General features: G+C 35.5%; 16 protein-coding genes. 15 read left to right on the plus strand and 1 reads right to left on the minus strand.

Going from position 1 to position 17441, the window contains the following annotated elements:
- Positions 1-9: 9 nt before the first annotated feature.
- From Bovatus_RS24025 to Bovatus_RS24100, 15 genes are all read left to right on the plus strand, one after another.
- Positions 10-1188, plus strand: a complete 1179-nt coding sequence (locus Bovatus_RS24025; RefSeq protein WP_004302231.1) for a glycosyltransferase family 4 protein — start codon at positions 10-12, stop codon at positions 1186-1188.
- Between the two features lies 1 nt (position 1189).
- Positions 1190-2443, plus strand: a complete 1254-nt coding sequence (locus tag Bovatus_RS24030; RefSeq protein WP_004302232.1) for a protoporphyrinogen/coproporphyrinogen oxidase — start codon at positions 1190-1192, stop codon at positions 2441-2443.
- A gap of 1 nt (position 2444) precedes the next feature.
- Entirely contained in the window at positions 2445-3305 is an 861-nt protein-coding gene (locus tag Bovatus_RS24035) for an alpha-1,2-fucosyltransferase (RefSeq protein ID WP_004302233.1), read from the plus strand.
- 25 nt (positions 3306-3330) lie between these two features.
- Positions 3331-4512 carry a hypothetical protein gene (locus Bovatus_RS24040; RefSeq protein ID WP_004302234.1) on the plus strand — a complete coding sequence of 394 codons (1182 nt, stop codon included), beginning with the start codon at positions 3331-3333 and terminating at the stop codon, positions 4510-4512.
- Positions 4509-5225, plus strand: coding sequence for an acyltransferase (locus tag Bovatus_RS24045; RefSeq protein ID WP_004302235.1), 717 nt, complete (start codon positions 4509-4511; stop codon positions 5223-5225). The genes Bovatus_RS24040 and Bovatus_RS24045 overlap by 4 nt, the downstream gene beginning before the upstream one ends.
- Before the next feature lie 4 nt (positions 5226-5229).
- Complete coding sequence (locus Bovatus_RS24050) at positions 5230-6447, plus strand: glycosyltransferase (protein WP_004302236.1); 1218 nt, start codon at positions 5230-5232, stop codon at positions 6445-6447.
- A 53-nt stretch (positions 6448-6500) separates the two neighbouring features.
- Entirely contained in the window at positions 6501-7559 is a 1059-nt protein-coding gene (locus Bovatus_RS24055) for a GHMP family kinase ATP-binding protein (RefSeq protein ID WP_004302237.1), read from the plus strand.
- Positions 7560-7567: 8 nt separating this feature from the next.
- On the plus strand, positions 7568-8227 hold the full coding sequence (locus tag Bovatus_RS24060) for a D-sedoheptulose-7-phosphate isomerase (RefSeq protein ID WP_004302238.1): 660 nt from the start codon (positions 7568-7570) through the stop codon (positions 8225-8227).
- A 17-nt stretch (positions 8228-8244) separates the two neighbouring features.
- On the plus strand, positions 8245-9555 hold the full coding sequence (locus tag Bovatus_RS24065; RefSeq protein WP_004302239.1) for an HAD-IIIA family hydrolase: 1311 nt from the start codon (positions 8245-8247) through the stop codon (positions 9553-9555).
- A gap of 10 nt (positions 9556-9565) precedes the next feature.
- A complete protein-coding gene (locus Bovatus_RS24070; protein ID WP_004302240.1) occupies positions 9566-10690 on the plus strand; it encodes a glycosyltransferase family 4 protein in 1125 nt (374 codons plus the stop codon).
- Complete coding sequence (locus tag Bovatus_RS24075) at positions 10687-11706, plus strand: NAD-dependent epimerase/dehydratase family protein (protein WP_004302241.1); 1020 nt, start codon at positions 10687-10689, stop codon at positions 11704-11706. The genes Bovatus_RS24070 and Bovatus_RS24075 overlap by 4 nt, the downstream gene beginning before the upstream one ends.
- A gap of 1105 nt (positions 11707-12811) precedes the next feature.
- Positions 12812-13168, plus strand: a complete 357-nt coding sequence (locus Bovatus_RS24085; protein WP_004302245.1) for a hypothetical protein — start codon at positions 12812-12814, stop codon at positions 13166-13168.
- A gap of 304 nt (positions 13169-13472) precedes the next feature.
- Positions 13473-15047 (plus strand): ATP-binding protein, encoded by a 1575-nt coding sequence (locus Bovatus_RS24090; RefSeq protein WP_004302246.1) that lies wholly within the window; start codon positions 13473-13475, stop codon positions 15045-15047.
- Between the two features lie 132 nt (positions 15048-15179).
- Complete coding sequence (locus tag Bovatus_RS24095; protein WP_004302247.1) at positions 15180-15626, plus strand: PepSY-like domain-containing protein; 447 nt, start codon at positions 15180-15182, stop codon at positions 15624-15626.
- A 37-nt stretch (positions 15627-15663) separates the two neighbouring features.
- Positions 15664-16164: a PepSY-like domain-containing protein gene (locus Bovatus_RS24100; protein ID WP_004302248.1), complete on the plus strand. Its 501-nt coding sequence runs from the start codon at positions 15664-15666 to the stop codon at positions 16162-16164.
- Between the two features lie 64 nt (positions 16165-16228).
- Here the strand turns inward: Bovatus_RS24100 and Bovatus_RS24105 are convergent, their stop codons facing one another.
- On the minus strand, positions 16229-17437 hold the full coding sequence (locus Bovatus_RS24105; protein WP_004302249.1) for an L-serine ammonia-lyase: 1209 nt from the start codon (positions 17435-17437) through the stop codon (positions 16229-16231).
- Between the last annotated feature and the right edge of the window lie 4 nt (positions 17438-17441).

The following is a 17441-nucleotide window of genomic DNA, read 5'->3' on the forward strand; positions in this document are numbered from 1 at the left end:
TGATAAATAATGAAACATCTTCTTCTAACAACAGATGACTATTATCCAAGAACTGGGGGAGTGCCAGCTGTAAGTCGATATCTTTGTGAAGGATTAGCACAAAAAGGGTATAAAGTAACAGTGGTAACTATTAAATATGGTTCATTACTTGCTAGAGAATCTTTTAATGGCGTTGATATTGTGAGATTTGAAATACATACTACTAGACTGAAATTTATATCAGGGGAAATTACAGAGTTTAAAAATTATATTCAACAGGCTAATGTAGATATACTTGTAAATGAATGTCCGGAGGCATTGACCTCTCGATGTCTATATCCTATTTTAGTAGATTTGAAAGATGTTATTAAAATACTGCACGTTCATGGTTTTGGTGGCCTTTTTCAATATCCATTAAAATTTGAAAGAAACAAATTATTAGATTCTTTAGGCAGGATATTGAAAGCTTTTAAATATCGCTTATTTTATTTTGTCTATTTGAGAAAATATCTGTCTTTATATGATTTATGTCTTTGTCTATCAGAAGTTGATAGTAGTAAAAAGACTTTGGAAAAATATGCTAAAAGGGTAAAAATCTTAAGGAATGCAGCGGATGATGTTTTTTTTAGGAATTTCAACCGTGAGAATCCGCTTTTTAAATATGTCCAGCTAGCTAATAAACGTTATTGTCTGAGCATTGCAAATTATTTTCCTTATAAAAATCAAAAAGGAATTTTACTAGAATTCTATAAATCTGTAAATGATGATATCTCAATTATATTTATAGGGAAGGGGTCTTTAGAATATCTCACAGAATTAATAGCTTATAATTTAGAATTAGAAAAGATTTATGGTAAAAAAGATGTGTTCTTTTTATCTGAAGTTGCTCGAGAAGATATTCCGGATATATTGTCAAATGCAACTTTATATTTGGTAGGAAGTCTTTTTGAAGAATTTTCTATTTCGATTATTGAGGCAATGGCAAAAGGAGTTCCATTTGTGAGTACCAATGTTGGAAATACAAGATTGTTGCCAGGAGGCATTATTGTTGAATCAATATCTCAGATGCATAAAAGTATAGATCTTTTATTAAATAATACTGAACTATATAAAGAATACTCACGTCAAGGTAGAGCTTATGCTATGCAAAATTGTCGAACGGAATATGCTGTGGATCAATTGGAAAAATATATTCAAGATTTAATGTAAGATGAAAAAAATTGTAGTTATTGGGGCTGGAGTCTCGGGTTTATCTATTGCACGTCTATTAGTTGATGGTGGAAACAAAGTAACTGTTATTGAAAAAGAGGATAAACCTGGTGGTTTGATCAAGTGTGATAATATAAATGGATGTTTGTATCATAAAGTGGGGGGACATGTATTTAATACCAAGCGGAAAGATGTATTGGAATGGTTTGAGAGTATCTTTGATAAAGAAAAGGATTTCTCAAAAGCAGATCGGAATTCCGTTGTTTCTATGCCGGATCGTAGATTAATTAATTATCCAGTAGAAAATCATGCTTATCAATTTACACCAGTTTTGTTAGACGAATTTATCGATAATTTGCAGGGGATGATTAAAAATGGGGATACAAAAGGTGAACCTACCAATTTTGCAGAATTTTTATATTTTCGTTTTGGAGCAATGCTTTATAGAGAGTATTTTCAACCCTATAATGAGAAAATATGGAAAAGAGACTTAACAACGGTTCCTTTGTCTTGGTTGGAAGGTAAACTCCCCATGCCAACTTTAAAAGAAATATTATATAATAATTTTATTCATTTAGAAGAGAAGAATTTTGTCCATAGTACTTTTTTCTATCCTCGATATGGCGGATCCCAATTTTTGGCTAATAAGTTGGCGGAAGAATTGGATATACGATATAATACACAAGTGGTTAGTCTAGAGAAAAGAAATGAATGTTGGTTGGTTAATAATGATTGTTTTGATCAGGTCATATTTTGTGGTAATATAAAAGATTTACCTGTACTTCTTAATAATGTAGTGGATATTTCAAGTTTTGAATCTATGATTGAGAAGTTGGAATATCATGGGACAACATCAGTTTTCTGTGAAATAGAGAAAAATCCATATAGCTGGATTTATTTACCATCAAGAGAGTATCAGGCACATCGTATTATATGTACAGGAAACTTTTCAGAAGCAAATAATACACCTGGGGTATTGACTGGTGTTGTAGAATTTACAGATCATATTTCTAAGGAAGATATTTTAAAAAATCTAGAAAAAATTCCTTTTTCTCCACGGTATCTTACTCATACTTATACAAAATATACTTATCCTATTCAAGATACTTTAACCAGAGAGATGATACTAAACTTGAAGAATATTTTAGAGAAGCAAGGACTTTATTTGTTAGGGCGATTTGCTGAATGGGAATATTATAATATGGATGCTGCAATGGGGGCGGCAATAGATATGTTTAATTCAAAATTGAAATAATATGATAGTTGTATATTCAAATGCGGGATTGGCAAATAGAATGTTTCATTATGCTTTATATAAAGCATTAGAAGTAAAAGGTATTGATGTCTATTTTGATGAAAAGAGCTATGTACCTGAATGGTCTTTTGAAACAACGACTTTGATGGATGTTTTTCCAAATATTCAATATCGTGAGTCTTTGCAATTTAAAAGAGCTTCTAAAAAAACGTTTTTAGATAAGATTGTAATACACTGTTCTAATTTATTTGGGGGGAGATATTATGTAAACTATCGATTTAAATATGATGATAAACTCTTTACTAAGTTAGAAACAAATCAAGATTTGTGTTTAATAGGTTTGTGGCAATCGGAAAAATATTTTATGGATGTGCGACAAGAAATACAAAAATGTTTTCAATATAGAAGTTTTGTGGATGATAAGAATGTGAAAACTGCTCAACAAATGCTGTCTGAAAATTCTGTCGCTATTCATGTGCGGAAAGGAGCAGATTATCAACAAAATAGAATATGGAAAAATACTTGTACGATAGATTATTATAGATTGGCTATAGACTATATACGTATGCATGTTCAAAATCCAGTTTTTTATGTGTTTACTGATAATAAAGACTGGGTAATTGAGAATTTTACTGATTTAGACTATACATTATGTGATTGGAATCCAACTTCTGGAAAACAAAATTATTTAGATATGCAATTGATGTCTTGCGCAAAACATAATGTTATAGCTAATAGTACGTATAGTTGGTGGGGAGCATGGCTAAATGAAAATTCAGATAAAATAGTAATAGCACCCAAACGTTGGTTTAATAAAATAGTAACACCGGATATTTTGCCAGAACAATGGATTAAGATATGATAAGTATAGAATGTAATATCATTTTATGAGAATAAATTTTGTTTCTTTCAGTCAATGGCTGATATTATGTGGTATAGTATGTGGAAAATATGGAGAGGTTATAATGCTGATTCTCTTTTTTTTCTTATTACTAACGTTCAAAAAGGGGCAAATATACAATTGTAAGGGAATTATTGTTTTTTTCTTTCTTTTGGGTTCATATACAATACCTCTATTATTATTCAATGGATATTCTCTAGCAAAGTTTATTCAACAGTATACTCTTCTTTTTTTCTGTGTGTTTATATATCGACAATTTTTTATATTGAATCGCACCAATTTAGATGCTTTATGGAATAAATATATACGTATCTCTTACTATGTCTCTGTCTTGGGAATCATTCAATTCATTATATGTTTGTTTATTGGTATAGATATATTTCCGAATGCATTTGTTCCAGATGGGAGAGTTATGCGTATTCATTCGATTTTTCAAGAGGCAGGGAATTTGGGGACATTCTTAATACCAGCAGTGGCGTATATTGTTTTTTCTCGGAATTTTTTTTTGACTCATATTCGTCTCTCTCTTATTGTATTAGTCGTTGAGTTATTAACATTTACAACTATTGCTTATACTGCTTTTCTCTTGATATTTGTAACTTGGTGTTATACATCTTTTAAATCTATACGTTATTTACTTATGGGTATAGTTGTTTTTGTGTTTTATTCGTTTATAACTTCTACACAGGTGTTGTCGGATAATGGAAATGATCTATTTTTAGTAATGAAAACAAAATTTATTCAAACGATTCCAAAAGCTGATAATTTTTCTCCTAATGATTTTGAAATGCTAAATTTAAGCTCTTATTCTATTTTATCTAATTTGTGGGTTGCTTCTCAAGCACCTATGCGGATGACAGGTACGGGATTGGGCAGTCATGAACTAAATTATGAACGTGTATATCAATCAGACGATCCAAAGTATGGTTCTAATAAAACTGATGCTTATTCTTTGTTGATTAGAATTTATTCAGAATTTGGCTACTTAGGACTATTCTTGTTTTTTGTTTTTCTCATTAAATTTTATAACCCTGCAAATGTAATGAGTAAATGTATGATCTTTCTTTTTATAAGTATGGGAGTTAGAGGGGGGCATTATACTTTATATGGAGTTGTTTTCTTTTCTTTTTTCTATTACTATTTACATAAAAAATTACAGCTGAAATGAAACTATTTATAAGATCTGTGATGTTTTTTCTGTTGCCTTCATTTATTCTTAATTTTTTCTTTTTTAAAACCTTCAAAAAAAGAATAAAAATAGGGTTCTCAATTGTGCTAGTAAAAGATATATCTTTATTAGATGGTTGTAAGATTGGACATTTTAATTTCATTAAATGTCCTTGCCTTAAAATGTCCGAGAGTGCAATGATCGGAAATTTAAACTTTATTAGAGGTAATTTTAGTTTGGAATTGAGAGAAGAATCAATGATTTATATGCAAAATAAAATTACTTCTTCAGGTTACTCTTTTCATGATGTTACTTTTGTATTAGGAAAATATGCTTCTATTCAAGTCGCTCATCTTTTTGATGTTACTGACAATATAAAAATAGGAGATAATACTCTTTTTGCTGGAGTTGGAACTCAAGTTTGGACTCATTCGTTCTATTTGGAAGACTCAGGAAAGGGGAGACACCGAATTGATGGTAGTGTTTCTATTGGAAATAATGTAAATATCAGTTCAAGATGTATTATATGCTGCGGGGTTAAAATTGCAGATTCTATAATTATTGGTGCAAACTCTTGTATATCTAAAGATTTAAAAAGTAAAGGATTGTATGTAAATCAGGAATTACGTTTCATTGAGTTTGATCCAGCAGAGAAAATGTCTTCTATGATTTGTCAGAAATCTATTGGTAAACTAAATATTTATAAAAAATAATAGTATGTTAGGCACAGTAGTGATAGTTAACGATTATGCTTACGTCAATGGAGGCGCAGGTTGGGTTGCGTTATCAACGGCAAAAGCTTTAAAAAAAAAAGGATATCGAGTTATATTATTTTCTGGAGTAGGTCCTATAGATGTCGGGCTTGTAGAACTTGGGATAGAGGTTGTCTGCTTGGGTATATCTGATATTTTACACGAAAAGAATAGACTGTATGCTTTTTGTCAAGGTTTATGGAATAAGAAAGCATATAATCTATTTTTAAATTTATTGAGTGCACTAAATAATAAAGAAACGATTATCCATTTTCACTCATGGAGTAAGTCTTTATCTCCCTCTGTTTTATATGCTACCAATAAGATGGGGTTTCATTCAGTTCTAACACTACATGATTTTTTTCTATATTGTCCTAATGGTGGTTTTTTTAATTATCAGAAGCAAAAGATTTGTTCTCTTAATCCTTTAAGTTTATCTTGTCTAGTATGTAATTGTGATGCAAGAAGTTATTCGCAAAAAGTTTGGAGGTGTATAAGGCAGTTCATTCAAAATAGAGTAGTTCGAAAGATGAATAATTTAACATGTATTTCTATATCAGATTTATCTTCTCGAATTTTTAATGAAAGTGATTGGCATGAGAAAGTTAGTAATATTCGAATAAATAATCCAATAGAGACAAAATTTACAACTGAATATGTATCAATAGAAAAAAATGAAACATATTTATTTATTGCTCGTCTTTCCTTAGAAAAAGGATTAGATTTATTTTGTGATGCTATATCTCAGTTAGGATTGAAAGGTTGTGTGTTAGGTGATGGCTATCTACTAGAGAGCTATCGACAGAAATATCCTACTATAGAATTTGCGGGTTGGGTATCAGGTGAAGATAAAAAATATTATTATCAAAGTGCTAAGGCTTTTATTTTTACGTCTAGATGGTATGAAACTTTTGGCTTGGTTGTTGCAGAAATGAAATCTTATGGTATTCCATGTATTGTCCCAGATAGGTGTGCAGCTAGTGAACAAATAGAGGAAGGAAAGACTGGTTACATATTTGAGAGTGGAAATTTAGAATCATTGAAAGAGTGTATTTGTAAATATGAGCAAACTGATATAATTAAACTTCAAAATAATATTTTAGATATATCTACTTCACAAAAATATTCAATGGAGGAGCATATTAAAGTGTTATTAAATGTTTATGAAGGAATTTTATTGTAAGGACTTACAGAATTTTGTATTTGTAAAATGACCATAACAAAACATATTCTAAAATGAAAATAAGAAGTAAAGCTCCATTACGTTTAGGTTTAGCTGGTGGCGGTTCGGATGTTTCACCATATAGTGATATTTATGGAGGGCTGATATTGAATGCAACTATTAATCTCTATGCATATTGTACCATAGAAGAAACGAATGACAACAAAATCGTAATCAATTCATATGATGTGTGTTGCCATAAAATCTATCCATTAGCAAAATGTTTGGATATTGATGGTGAAGCGAGTCTTGTCAAAGGTGTTTATAATAGAATAATGAGAGATTACGGTCTTGATGCGAAGTCTTTCAAAATTACAACCTATAACGATGCGCCGGCAGGTTCGGGTCTTGGCACGTCGTCAACAATGGTCGTATGTGTGTTGAAGGCATTTGTGGAATGGTTTAGCTTACCTCTTGGGGATTATGAGTTGTCTCGTCTTGCGTATGAAATTGAGCGTAAAGATTTAGGGTTATCTGGAGGTAGGCAGGATCAGTATGCTGCTGCATTTGGAGGGTTTAACTATATGGAGTTTCTTCAGAATGATCTGGTTATTGTTAACCCTTTGAAAATAAAACGGTGGATAATAGATGAACTTGAAGCTTCTATGATTCTTTATTTTACTGGTGCTTCTCGTAGTAGTGCCGCTATAATTGATGAGCAGAAGAAAAATACTTCGCAAGGTAATAGTGCCGCAATAGAAGCTATGCATAGAATAAAGCAGAGTGCGAGGGATATGAAACTTGCTCTTTTAAAAGGCGATATAGATAGTTTTGCAGATATACTTCGTGAGGGCTGGGAGAATAAAAAGAAAATGGCATCTCATATAACGAATCCTGTAATCCAAGAAGTAATGGATGTGGCTATGGAAGCTGGTGCAAAAGCAGGTAAAATATCTGGTGCTGGCGGTGGCGGATTTATAATGTTTATTGTTGAGCCGACTCGTAAGAAAGAGGTTATTGAGGCTCTTAAAAAAATGAGTGGCTTTGTTATGCCGTTCCAGTTTAGTGACGGAGGTGCTCACGGCTGGAAAATTTATTCTACAGATAACGTGCATTCGATGAATAATTTATAGTATAACCGATGAAAATTTTAGAAACAAGACTATACCAATACATAGACCTTCTTATTTTGAGATACCCTCAATTGATTGTTGCTAAGGATTGTATTGTTGAAGCGTATCAAATCCTTGAGGAGTCTTATACTAATGATGGAAAACTTTTAGTGGCAGGAAATGGTGGCTCTGCTGCTGATGCGGAACATATCGTTGGGGAATTGATGAAGGGCTTTGTTAATCCTAGAAAATTGGAAGCGGAGTATTCGGATGCATTGATTACTGTTAATAAAGAGCTGGGGAGAGTGTTGAGTGAGAATCTACAGGGTGCGCTCCCTGCTATTGCTTTAGATGGTCATTTAGCTCTAACTACTGCATATCTGAACGACTGTGAACCTTTACTTTGTTTTGCACAGCAAGTAAATGGATATGGAAGGAAAAGTGATGTGTTTCTTGGTATTTCTACTTCCGGGAATAGTAGAAATATACTGTATGCAGCGACTGTTGCAAAAGCTAAAGGGATGAAAGTAATTGGACTGACGGGTGAGAAAGATAGTAAATTATCAGAGATATCTGATACCTGTATTCAAGTTCCGGAGACAGAAACCTATAAGATACAGGAATTACATTTGCCTGTTTATCATTGCCTCTGTCTGATGCTGGAAGATACGTTTTTTGGAAAAGAATAATTTTTAGAATTAAATATATGAAGGTAGTAATAATGGCTGGTGGAAAAGGTACCCGTATTGCAACAGTTGCGGCTGATATACCTAAACCCATGATTAAAATATGTGGTAAACCTATCCTTGAACATCAGATAGAGAATCTTAAAGTTTGTGGACTCACCGATATTATTCTTGTTATAGGTCACTTGGGAGAAGTTATTCAGGAATATTTTGGAGATGGGGCAAAATGGGGAGTAAATATAGAGTATTTTGTAGAAGAACATCCACTGGGGACCGCTGGAGCATTGTTTATGATGCCACAATTGACAGACGATTTCTTATTGCTTTGTGGCGATGTTATAATAGATGTGAATTTCAACCGTTTTATTGCATTTCACAAGGCACATAAGGCATGGGCTAGTTTAATATCTCATCCTAACGGGCATCCTTATGATAGTTCTTTGTTGGTGACAGAGATTATGTCGCCAAAGGAGGTGGGAGGTATGCCGGAAGATACTCATAAAGTAATCCGCTGGATGAATAAAGAGGATGAGAGATTATACTATAAGAACAGAGTGAATGCTGGAGTCGAAATTGTTTCTCCTGAACTTCTAAAAGAAACAATGAAGAATTTTACTCCTCGTCACCCTGAGAATCCCAACAAGATAGATTTAGATCGTGATGTGCTGAAACCTAATATCAAAAGTGGTAGAATATATGCTTATGATACCCCTGAATATGTTAAAGATATGGGTACTCCTGATCGTTTTCATGAGGCTGAAACTGATATGTTGAAAGGGTTGGTATATGCAAGAAATCTCAAAAATAAGCAGAAAGCTATATTTCTTGATAGAGATGGAACGATAAATAAATTGGCAGGGTTTGTTACCAATCCGGAGCAGTTTGAACTGATACAGGATGTGACGGATGCAATTAAATTAATAAATAAATCAGGCTATCTGGCTATTGTTGTAACTAATCAGCCTGTGATTGCTCGTGGTGATTGTACTTTTGAAGAATTGCAGACTATTCATGACAAAATGGAAACGGAACTTGGGAAAAAGGGGGCTTTTGTTGATGCAATATATGTATGTCCTCATCACACGGACAAGGGGTTTGAAGGTGAACGACCTGAATATAAGTGTGACTGTAATTGTAGGAAACCGAAGCCGGGACTATTTTTACAGGCAGCTAAAGACTTTAATATAAATTTGTCACAATCCTATATGATAGGTGATAGTGATAGTGATATAGAAGCCGGTCAGAATGCCGGGGTACAGAAATCATTAAAAATAGGGACTAGTGAAGGAAAAACGTTATTGGATCTCGTAAATCTCGTCTTGTCATATTAAAGTTTTCTTAATGAAGAAAAGAGTTCTACAAATATCAAATTACTATACACCGCATATAGGTGGTATAGAACAAACATGCCAGTACTTATCTGAAGGTTTGAAAGATGAATATGAAGTAAAAGTTATTTGTTTCAGTGAGGATAAAGAAACAAAAGTTCAAGAAACCAATGGGATTCAAATAATAAAACCGGGAGTTTTTCTTAGTGTAGCTAGGCAAGATTTGTCTTTTTCATATTGGGGCCATTTATATAAGGTTATTAAAACGTGGAAGCCGGATGTGATTCATTTTCATTATCCTAATCCTTTTGTAACAGCACTTCTTCTTCCCATTATACCAAGAACCACGAAATTATATGTACAATGGCATCTTGATATAACAAAGCAAAAGAAGATATATCCTTTTATTAAGCCTTTTGAAACAATATTGCTAAAAAGAGCGGATCTGATTGCACCTACATCACCTAATTATCGCGATTCGTCCAAAACTTTATTCCCATTTAGAAATAAAACAACTATTCTTCCAAGTGCTATAGATATTCAAAAGTTAAATGTAAATACTGGAGATATAGAAATCATACAAAGAATAAAAGATAAAGCGAAAGGGCGAAAAATTGTTTTCTTTATTGGCAGGCATGTTCTTCATAAAGGAATTCAGGATTTGATTGAGGCTGAACAGCTGATAAAGAATGATTGCTATATTTTTATAGGAGGAGTGGGACCAATAACTGATGAAATGAAAGCTATTTGTAAATCAAATAGGGTTGAATTTGTGGGTAGACTATCCGATCAGGAGAAGAAATGTTATTATCATGCAGCTGACATTTTTGCATTTCCTTCTTATACAAAAGCAGAAGGTTTTGGCTTGACATTAGCAGAAGCAATGTATTGTAATGCTGTTCCTGTAACATATACGATAGAAGGCTCGGGAGTTAATTGGGTATCACTTCATGAAGTTACGGGTTTAGAGGTCCCCAATAGGAATGTTGCAGAATATGCTAAGGCGATAGATGAATTGTTGTCAGATGATAAAAAAAGAAATGATTTCGCGGAGACGGCTCATCAACGGATTGTCGAAAATTTCACCATTGAGAAAGAAATCTTGAATTTAAAAAAACAATATAAGGAATTACTATGAATTATATAATAATAGGTGGCACGGGGTTTATTGGTACACATCTTACAATTTTAATAAAACAACAGTATCCTGATGCTCAAGTATACAATCTTGATATTGTGAAGCCCGGTACTCCATTACTTACCGTAAAAAACTATGTGAGTCCACTGAAAGAAGAGCAGGTATTGCAGTCTGTATTTGTAGAGTGTGATGTCCGCAAGTCTATAGAACACCTTACTTTTACTCCCACTTCCGAAGACGTCATCTTTAACTTTGCAGCCGTTCATCGTACTCCGGGGCATCCGGATCAGGCTTATTTTGAGACGAATATTCGTGGTGCAGAGAATGTATGCGCTTTTGCAGAGAAGTTCGGAATAAAGAAAATAGTTTTTACCAGTTCCATAGCTCCTTATGGTGCAGCAGAAGATTTGAAAACAGAAGATACGCTTCCCACACCGAACACGCCTTATGGAATTTCTAAGTTAGTGGCTGAAAAAATACATACGATTTGGCAGGCAAAAAGGTCGAACGAACGACAACTTACTATTGTTCGTCCGGGTGTGGTATTCGGTAAAGGGGAAAATGGTAACTTTACCCGTTTGTATTGGGGGATCCGTGGTGGTAAGTTCTTCTATCCGGGTCGTAAAGATACGATTAAAGCTTGCATTTATGTGAAAGAATTGGTTCGCTTTATGCTTTACCGGTTGGAGAATCATAGCGAAGGAGTAGAGTTATATAACTGTACATTTGAACCGGCTTTTACTATCGAGCAAATAGTAGAAACGATGAAAAAGGCTACGGGATTACAACGTACCATTGTCAAGGTGCCGGGAAGTCTTCTAATGACAGTTGCAAGTATTGTCGGTCCGTTAGGGGGAAAGGCACTAGGTATTTGTCCGGCTCGTGTGAAGAAGTTAATGATCTCTACTAATATATGTGGAAAGAAACTGGCTGATTCGGGGTATAAGTTTCATTATACATTTGAAGAAGCTATTAAGGATTGGTATAGAGATAATGATGGTCAGTGTTTGAGATGATTTTTCTTAAACAATTTGGGTATATATAATAAATGTTGAAAATGTTGAGATGTAATAAACACGTGAGTGTTTCGTATGTGAGATGAAGAAAAATGTAGGTCCCTAGCTTCATGCTGTTTACAGCATGAAGCTCCTACATTGTGGATTAGAAATAGCGCGACGGCGCATTTCTAATCTACGCCCTGACATCGGAGGTTAAAGCCGATGTGAATTTCCCACTATATCAACTGTCTGTGAAGATCGTTGATATTTCCTGATTTTACGTATAGTGATGTATTTAGATACACAAATATAAAGAAAAAACATTGGGAGATTTGTATCGAAATATCCCAATGTTTGATTTCAATTATTGAGATGTTTTTTTCAAATCTCCCGATGTTTTTCCAGTTCTCCAAAAGGACAAAAGGACAAAAAGGACATATATGACTGTTATTATTCATCTTAGTATAAGAATCATGAGGTATATTGCTGATTTTTATTATGTTAAGTGATTTTGTAGACGTGTAACCTTACGAATATTGAAATCGTGTATTGCGCCAACCTGAATCGTTTTGTCTGTCATGAAATGATTGGGCAACTCTTGAACGAAATTACCTATATTGTCAGGATTATTTAGTGAAAGGGCTGTGCTTGGAAAGAAGAGCGACATCTTGTTCGCGTTTGCTTCCGTCTTCAGTAACACAATCATTCGACAATAAGGTAAGATTATTGTACGAATTTCGGGGAAATAAAGGAGCTCCTTTCTGGAATTCCTCTCCCAACTAATAGGCTTCGTCGTTGGCATTGGAATTTTTATAGTACCATAGGGGATTTTTGTCCTTATGTCCTTTTGGCCTTTTGAAAGGAGGGCACGTTGGTGGGGGAAAAAAGAGGTGTATGAGATTTATAACTTGCTTGTATCCAGACGATAAACTCTTGTTGTTTTTTTAGGGACGAAAATTTATATGCTCGAAAAAATGCAGGAAGCTCACGCAATATGCTTTTTTGCGAATAGTGTCAGTGACAGTTGATTTTAGCAGTGAATCGCTGATTGTTTCCCTATGTGGACAATGTTTGATAAAGTAATAAAAACTGAAATATTATAAATTATTAATCATAGAATGACATGGCAAAAGAAAAACAGAAACCATACGAGTTTTTAAGCAATTTGGTATTGGCTTTAATGGGAACGGATCGTATTTTCAGTAACAGTTTCTTTTCCAGCGAATTTGCTATCTCTCCCAGTACACTGAGTGAGATAAGACGGGGAGAGGATATGTGCATTTATCAGTATGTACGGGTGATACGGTGTATGATGAAGTATCTTCATTTAATTGTTCGGATGGATATGTTATTGAAGGAATTAAGAGCCGTATTAGCTTCTAATTGTGATTTGGTGGTTGCTACGATTCCGCACCGTTTTCACGGAACTTACCAACCGAAAGAGTGGGTGGTAGTAATGCATTGGGATGGTATAAGATAAATGTTGAAATGAAGAAATATGTAGGTCCCTAGATTCATGATAAACTCATGAAATCCCTACATTTTGCAGGTTAGAAATCGTACAGCGGTATATTTTTAACTTGGCCCTCATATCGGTGTAAAAACTGATATGTATCTATATGTGAAATATGCCAGCTGTCTGTGAGGATCGTTGGCATATTGTTTTTAGGGGAGATGTTGGTTAACGCTATCTTTTTGTCTGTTTAAGAAAAAATAATAATGTCTTGTATAATACCTGTTTTCGGATTTACTTGTTATCTTTGTGATGTATATATAATATATATATGATTGATATGGAAAATTTGCAAAGATTATATCCTATCGGGATACAGACATTCTCGAAGATACGGGAGGGAAATTACCTCTATATTGATAAAACAGAATATGTTTACCGGATGACACATTCGGCGTCTGACTATATGTTTTTAAGTCGCCCACGGCGTTTTGGAAAGTCATTGCTCACTTCTACGTTACACAGTTATTTTTCCGGTCATAAAGAACTGTTCAGAGGGTTGGCTATTGAGAAGCTGGAGAAAGAATGGATGGAGTACCCGGTACTACATTTCGATATGAGTACCGCCAAACATGTAGATGAGGAACAGTTATTTCAAGAATTGAATTTGAAATTGTTCAATTACGAAGAAATTTATGGAAGGTTAGAGGAGGAGATTAATCCCAATCAGCGTTTGATGGGGTTGATAAAGCGTGCTTATCAACAAACAGGTAAGAAAGTGGTCGTACTTATCGACGAATACGATGCTCCTTTGCTGGATGTGGCGCATGAACGGGAAAATCTTGATGTATTGCGCAACATCATGCGCAACTTCTACAGTCCATTGAAAGCGTGTGATCCTTATCTGCGATATGTGTTTCTGACTGGCATTACCAAATTCTCCCAACTCAGTATATTCAGCGAACTTAATAATATTGAGAATATTAGTATGGATGAACCTTATGCTGCCATCTGTGGTATTAGTGAGGATGAAATACGTTCTCAAATGAAAGAAGATGTGGAGGGGTTGGCGAAGAAGTTGGAGGTTACTCCAGAAGAAGCTTTGATGAAACTGAAAGAAAATTATGACGGGTATCACTTTACTTACCCGTCGCCTGACATATACAATCCATTCAGTCTGCTTACAGCTATGGAAAAAGGTAAGATTGGTTCTTATTGGTTTGGCAGTGGTACGCCTACATATCTGATAAAGATGCTGGATAAGTTTGGCGTAGTACCTTCCGAAATCGGGAAGAAAAAGGCCGCTGTAGAGGATTTTGATGCACCAACAGAAAGGATGACAAGCATTATTCCGTTGTTATATCAAAGTGGTTATATTACGATAAAGGACTATGATGAGGAATTGGACTTATATACATTGGATATCCCCAATAAGGAAGTAAGAATAGGCTTAATGAAAAGTCTTCTCCCATATTATGTTGCTAGTAAAGCACCGGAAACCAATACTATGGTGGCGTATCTTTCTCGAGATATCCGTAATGGGGATATAGATGCTGCATTGCGTCGTTTGCAAATGTTCTTGTCCACCATACCTCAGTGCGATAATACGAAATATGAGGGACATTATCAGCAGATATTTTATATCATATTCAGTTTATTGGGGTATTATGTGGATGTAGAAGTTCGTACTCCCCGTGGACGAGTGGATATGGTACTTCGTACAGAAACCACATTGTATGTGATGGAATTGAAGTTGGATAAAGGAGCGGATCGGGCGATGGAACAGATTAACTTGAAGAATTATCCCGAACGTTTTGCTTTGTGTGGGCTCCCGATTATAAAGATAGCTGTCAGTTTTGATAGTGAACGATGCACAATTGGGGAATGGAAGATTATGGAAGGATGATTATGTTTTTTAGGATGGTTAAAGAATATAAAAAAAGAGCAAACTCATAATATTCCTAAATCTTTCCGGAATCTGTATCGTTATTTGTAGCATAGAATAAAGTATAGTATTAACGCTAAAAGAATAACGATTATGAAGAAAATTCTATCTCTACTTGTACTGGCTCTGGTAGCCGTGCAGTTTTCATTCGCAAAAGATGTGATAACTAAAGACATGAATCAGTTGCCGCTTCCGGCGCGTAATTTTATCAATAGTAATTTTACAAAACCACAGGTTGCCCATATCAAAATTGATAAGGATATGATGGAATCTACCAAGTATGAAGTGGTATTGATGGATGGTACGGAAATTGATTTTGACAGTAAGGGAAACTGGGAAGAGGTAAGTGCTAAGAAAGGGCAGACTGTTCCTGTTAGTATTGTTCCGGGATTTGCTGTCAACTACCTGAAAGCGCATAATTTTGTGAATGAAGGAGTGACAAAAGTGGAACGTGACCGCAAGGGGTATGAGATTGAATTGTCTACCGGGCTTTCTTTCAAATTTGATAAGAAAGGAAAATTTATCAAGACCGATGATTAACTAGTTGCAGTAAATAGACCTAAACAAGAAGATAACTATGTGGAGATTTAAGTTTAGCGCATGGGTAGTAGTGTTGCTTATGGCTGCCTTTTCTTTCGGCGCATGTGATAATGACGATGATGATACTTTTGTTCCTCCCAGTAATATTACGGAGGCCTTGAAACAGGTATATCCGGCTGCCCAGAATATAGAATGGGAGATGAAAGGTGCTTATTATGTAGCTGACTGTTGGGTGAGTAATGATGAATTGGAAGTCTGGTTTGATGCTAATGCCAACTGGGTGATGACAGAAAATGAACTGAACAGTATTGATCAGTTGGTGCCGGCTGTTTATACGGCTTTTATGGATTCTAAATATAACGCGTGGGTAGTGACAGATGTATATGTGTTGACATTTCCACAGAATCCGATGGAATCTGTGATTCAGGTGAAACAAGGTAGCCAGCGCTACTCGCTTTATTTCACGCAGGATGGCGGATTGATACATGAAAAAGATATCAGTAATGGAGACGATACGAATTGGCCGCCAACTGAATAACTTTTAATCATAAAAATGACAACGGACTATTTCTATAAAAGGAATGGTCCGTTGCTTTTTATAATTACATTTGTTTGTAATCTTTGGCCAATCCTCCTTCACTTGTTTCTTTATAGAGTGACGGTAGGTCATGTCCGGTCTGTTTCATCACTTGCACTACTTTGTCGAAAGAGACACGGTGCATGCCATCGGTAAAAGCTGAATAAAGATTAGCATCCAGCGCACGTGCGGCGGCGTATGCATTTCGTTCGATACAGGGAATTTGTACCAATCCGCATACCGGGTCGCAAGTCATTCCCAAATGGTGTTCCAAGCCCATTTCTGCTGCATACTCAATTTGTGCAGGGCTGCCCCCGAACAATTGATTGGCGGCAGCCGAAGCCATTGCGCAGGCAACACCTACTTCTCCCTGACAACCTACTTCTGCTCCGGAAATGGATGCGTTGAATTTGACGATGTTGCCAAATAAACCGGCAGTGGCTAACGCACGTAAAATGCGCATATCGCTAAAGTCACGGCTTTTTTGAAGATGATAAAGTACGGCAGGCATAACTCCACAAGAACCACAGGTAGGTGCGGTTACTATTTTTCCACCGGAAGCATTTTCTTCACTTACCGCCAAAGCATAAGAGAAGACGAGTCCTCTGGATTGGAGGGATTGTTTATATCCGGTGGCACGTATATAATAGGTGGAGGCTTTTCGTCTAAGATTTAGTGGACCGGGCAGTACGCCTTCCGCTTCCAGTCCACGGTGAATGGCATCTTTCATGGTGGCCCATACTTCAGTCAGGTAGTCCCATATATCTTCTTCCTCACATTCCTTTACGTATTCCCAATAACTTTTTCCGGTATCTTCACACCATTGGAGTATTTCGGTCATGTTTTCCATACCGTATACATCAGGGCTTTCAATGGTTGGATTATCATTGTTTTCTGCTAGTGTACCGCCGCCAATACTGTAAACAGTCCAGTTTTCCTGCACTTTATCATTACTGTCCAGAGCTGCAAATGTCATTCCGTTGGGATGGAACGGTAGAAAGACTTTGGGTTGCCATACAATTTCTACCGGGGCGGTGGGTTGCAAGGTATCTATAATGGCTACATCCGTCATGTGTCCTTTGCCTGTAGCAGCTAAACTGCCGTAAAGGGTTACTTTAAAAGATGCAGCATCCGGATGACGTTCCAGAAACATTTCGGCAGCTTTGCGCGGTCCCATAGTGTGGCTACTGGAAGGTCCTGTACCTATCCTGTATAGCTCTTTAATCGATTTCATGACT

Source organism: Bacteroides ovatus, assembly GCF_001314995.1.
In the GTDB taxonomy this organism is placed as follows: domain Bacteria; phylum Bacteroidota; class Bacteroidia; order Bacteroidales; family Bacteroidaceae; genus Bacteroides; species Bacteroides ovatus.

Coding starts and splice junctions, on each gene's coding strand:
- Bovatus_RS24025 (WP_004302231.1), top strand. CDS start 10: ATGAAACATCTTCTTCTAACAACAGATGACTATTATCCAAGAACTGGG.
- Bovatus_RS24030 (WP_004302232.1), top strand. CDS start 1,190: ATGAAAAAAATTGTAGTTATTGGGGCTGGAGTCTCGGGTTTATCTATT.
- Bovatus_RS24035 (WP_004302233.1), top strand. CDS start 2,445: ATGATAGTTGTATATTCAAATGCGGGATTGGCAAATAGAATGTTTCAT.
- Bovatus_RS24040 (WP_004302234.1), top strand. CDS start 3,331: ATGAGAATAAATTTTGTTTCTTTCAGTCAATGGCTGATATTATGTGGT.
- Bovatus_RS24045 (WP_004302235.1), top strand. CDS start 4,509: ATGAAACTATTTATAAGATCTGTGATGTTTTTTCTGTTGCCTTCATTT.
- Bovatus_RS24050 (WP_004302236.1), top strand. CDS start 5,230: ATGTTAGGCACAGTAGTGATAGTTAACGATTATGCTTACGTCAATGGA.
- Bovatus_RS24055 (WP_004302237.1), top strand. CDS start 6,501: ATGAAAATAAGAAGTAAAGCTCCATTACGTTTAGGTTTAGCTGGTGGC.
- Bovatus_RS24060 (WP_004302238.1), top strand. CDS start 7,568: ATGAAAATTTTAGAAACAAGACTATACCAATACATAGACCTTCTTATT.
- Bovatus_RS24065 (WP_004302239.1), top strand. CDS start 8,245: ATGAAGGTAGTAATAATGGCTGGTGGAAAAGGTACCCGTATTGCAACA.
- Bovatus_RS24070 (WP_004302240.1), top strand. CDS start 9,566: ATGAAGAAAAGAGTTCTACAAATATCAAATTACTATACACCGCATATA.
- Bovatus_RS24075 (WP_004302241.1), top strand. CDS start 10,687: ATGAATTATATAATAATAGGTGGCACGGGGTTTATTGGTACACATCTT.
- Bovatus_RS24085 (WP_004302245.1), top strand. CDS start 12,812: ATGGCAAAAGAAAAACAGAAACCATACGAGTTTTTAAGCAATTTGGTA.
- Bovatus_RS24090 (WP_004302246.1), top strand. CDS start 13,473: ATGATTGATATGGAAAATTTGCAAAGATTATATCCTATCGGGATACAG.
- Bovatus_RS24095 (WP_004302247.1), top strand. CDS start 15,180: ATGAAGAAAATTCTATCTCTACTTGTACTGGCTCTGGTAGCCGTGCAG.
- Bovatus_RS24100 (WP_004302248.1), top strand. CDS start 15,664: ATGTGGAGATTTAAGTTTAGCGCATGGGTAGTAGTGTTGCTTATGGCT.
- Bovatus_RS24105 (WP_004302249.1), bottom strand. CDS start 17,437: ATGAAATCGATTAAAGAGCTATACAGGATAGGTACAGGACCTTCCAGT.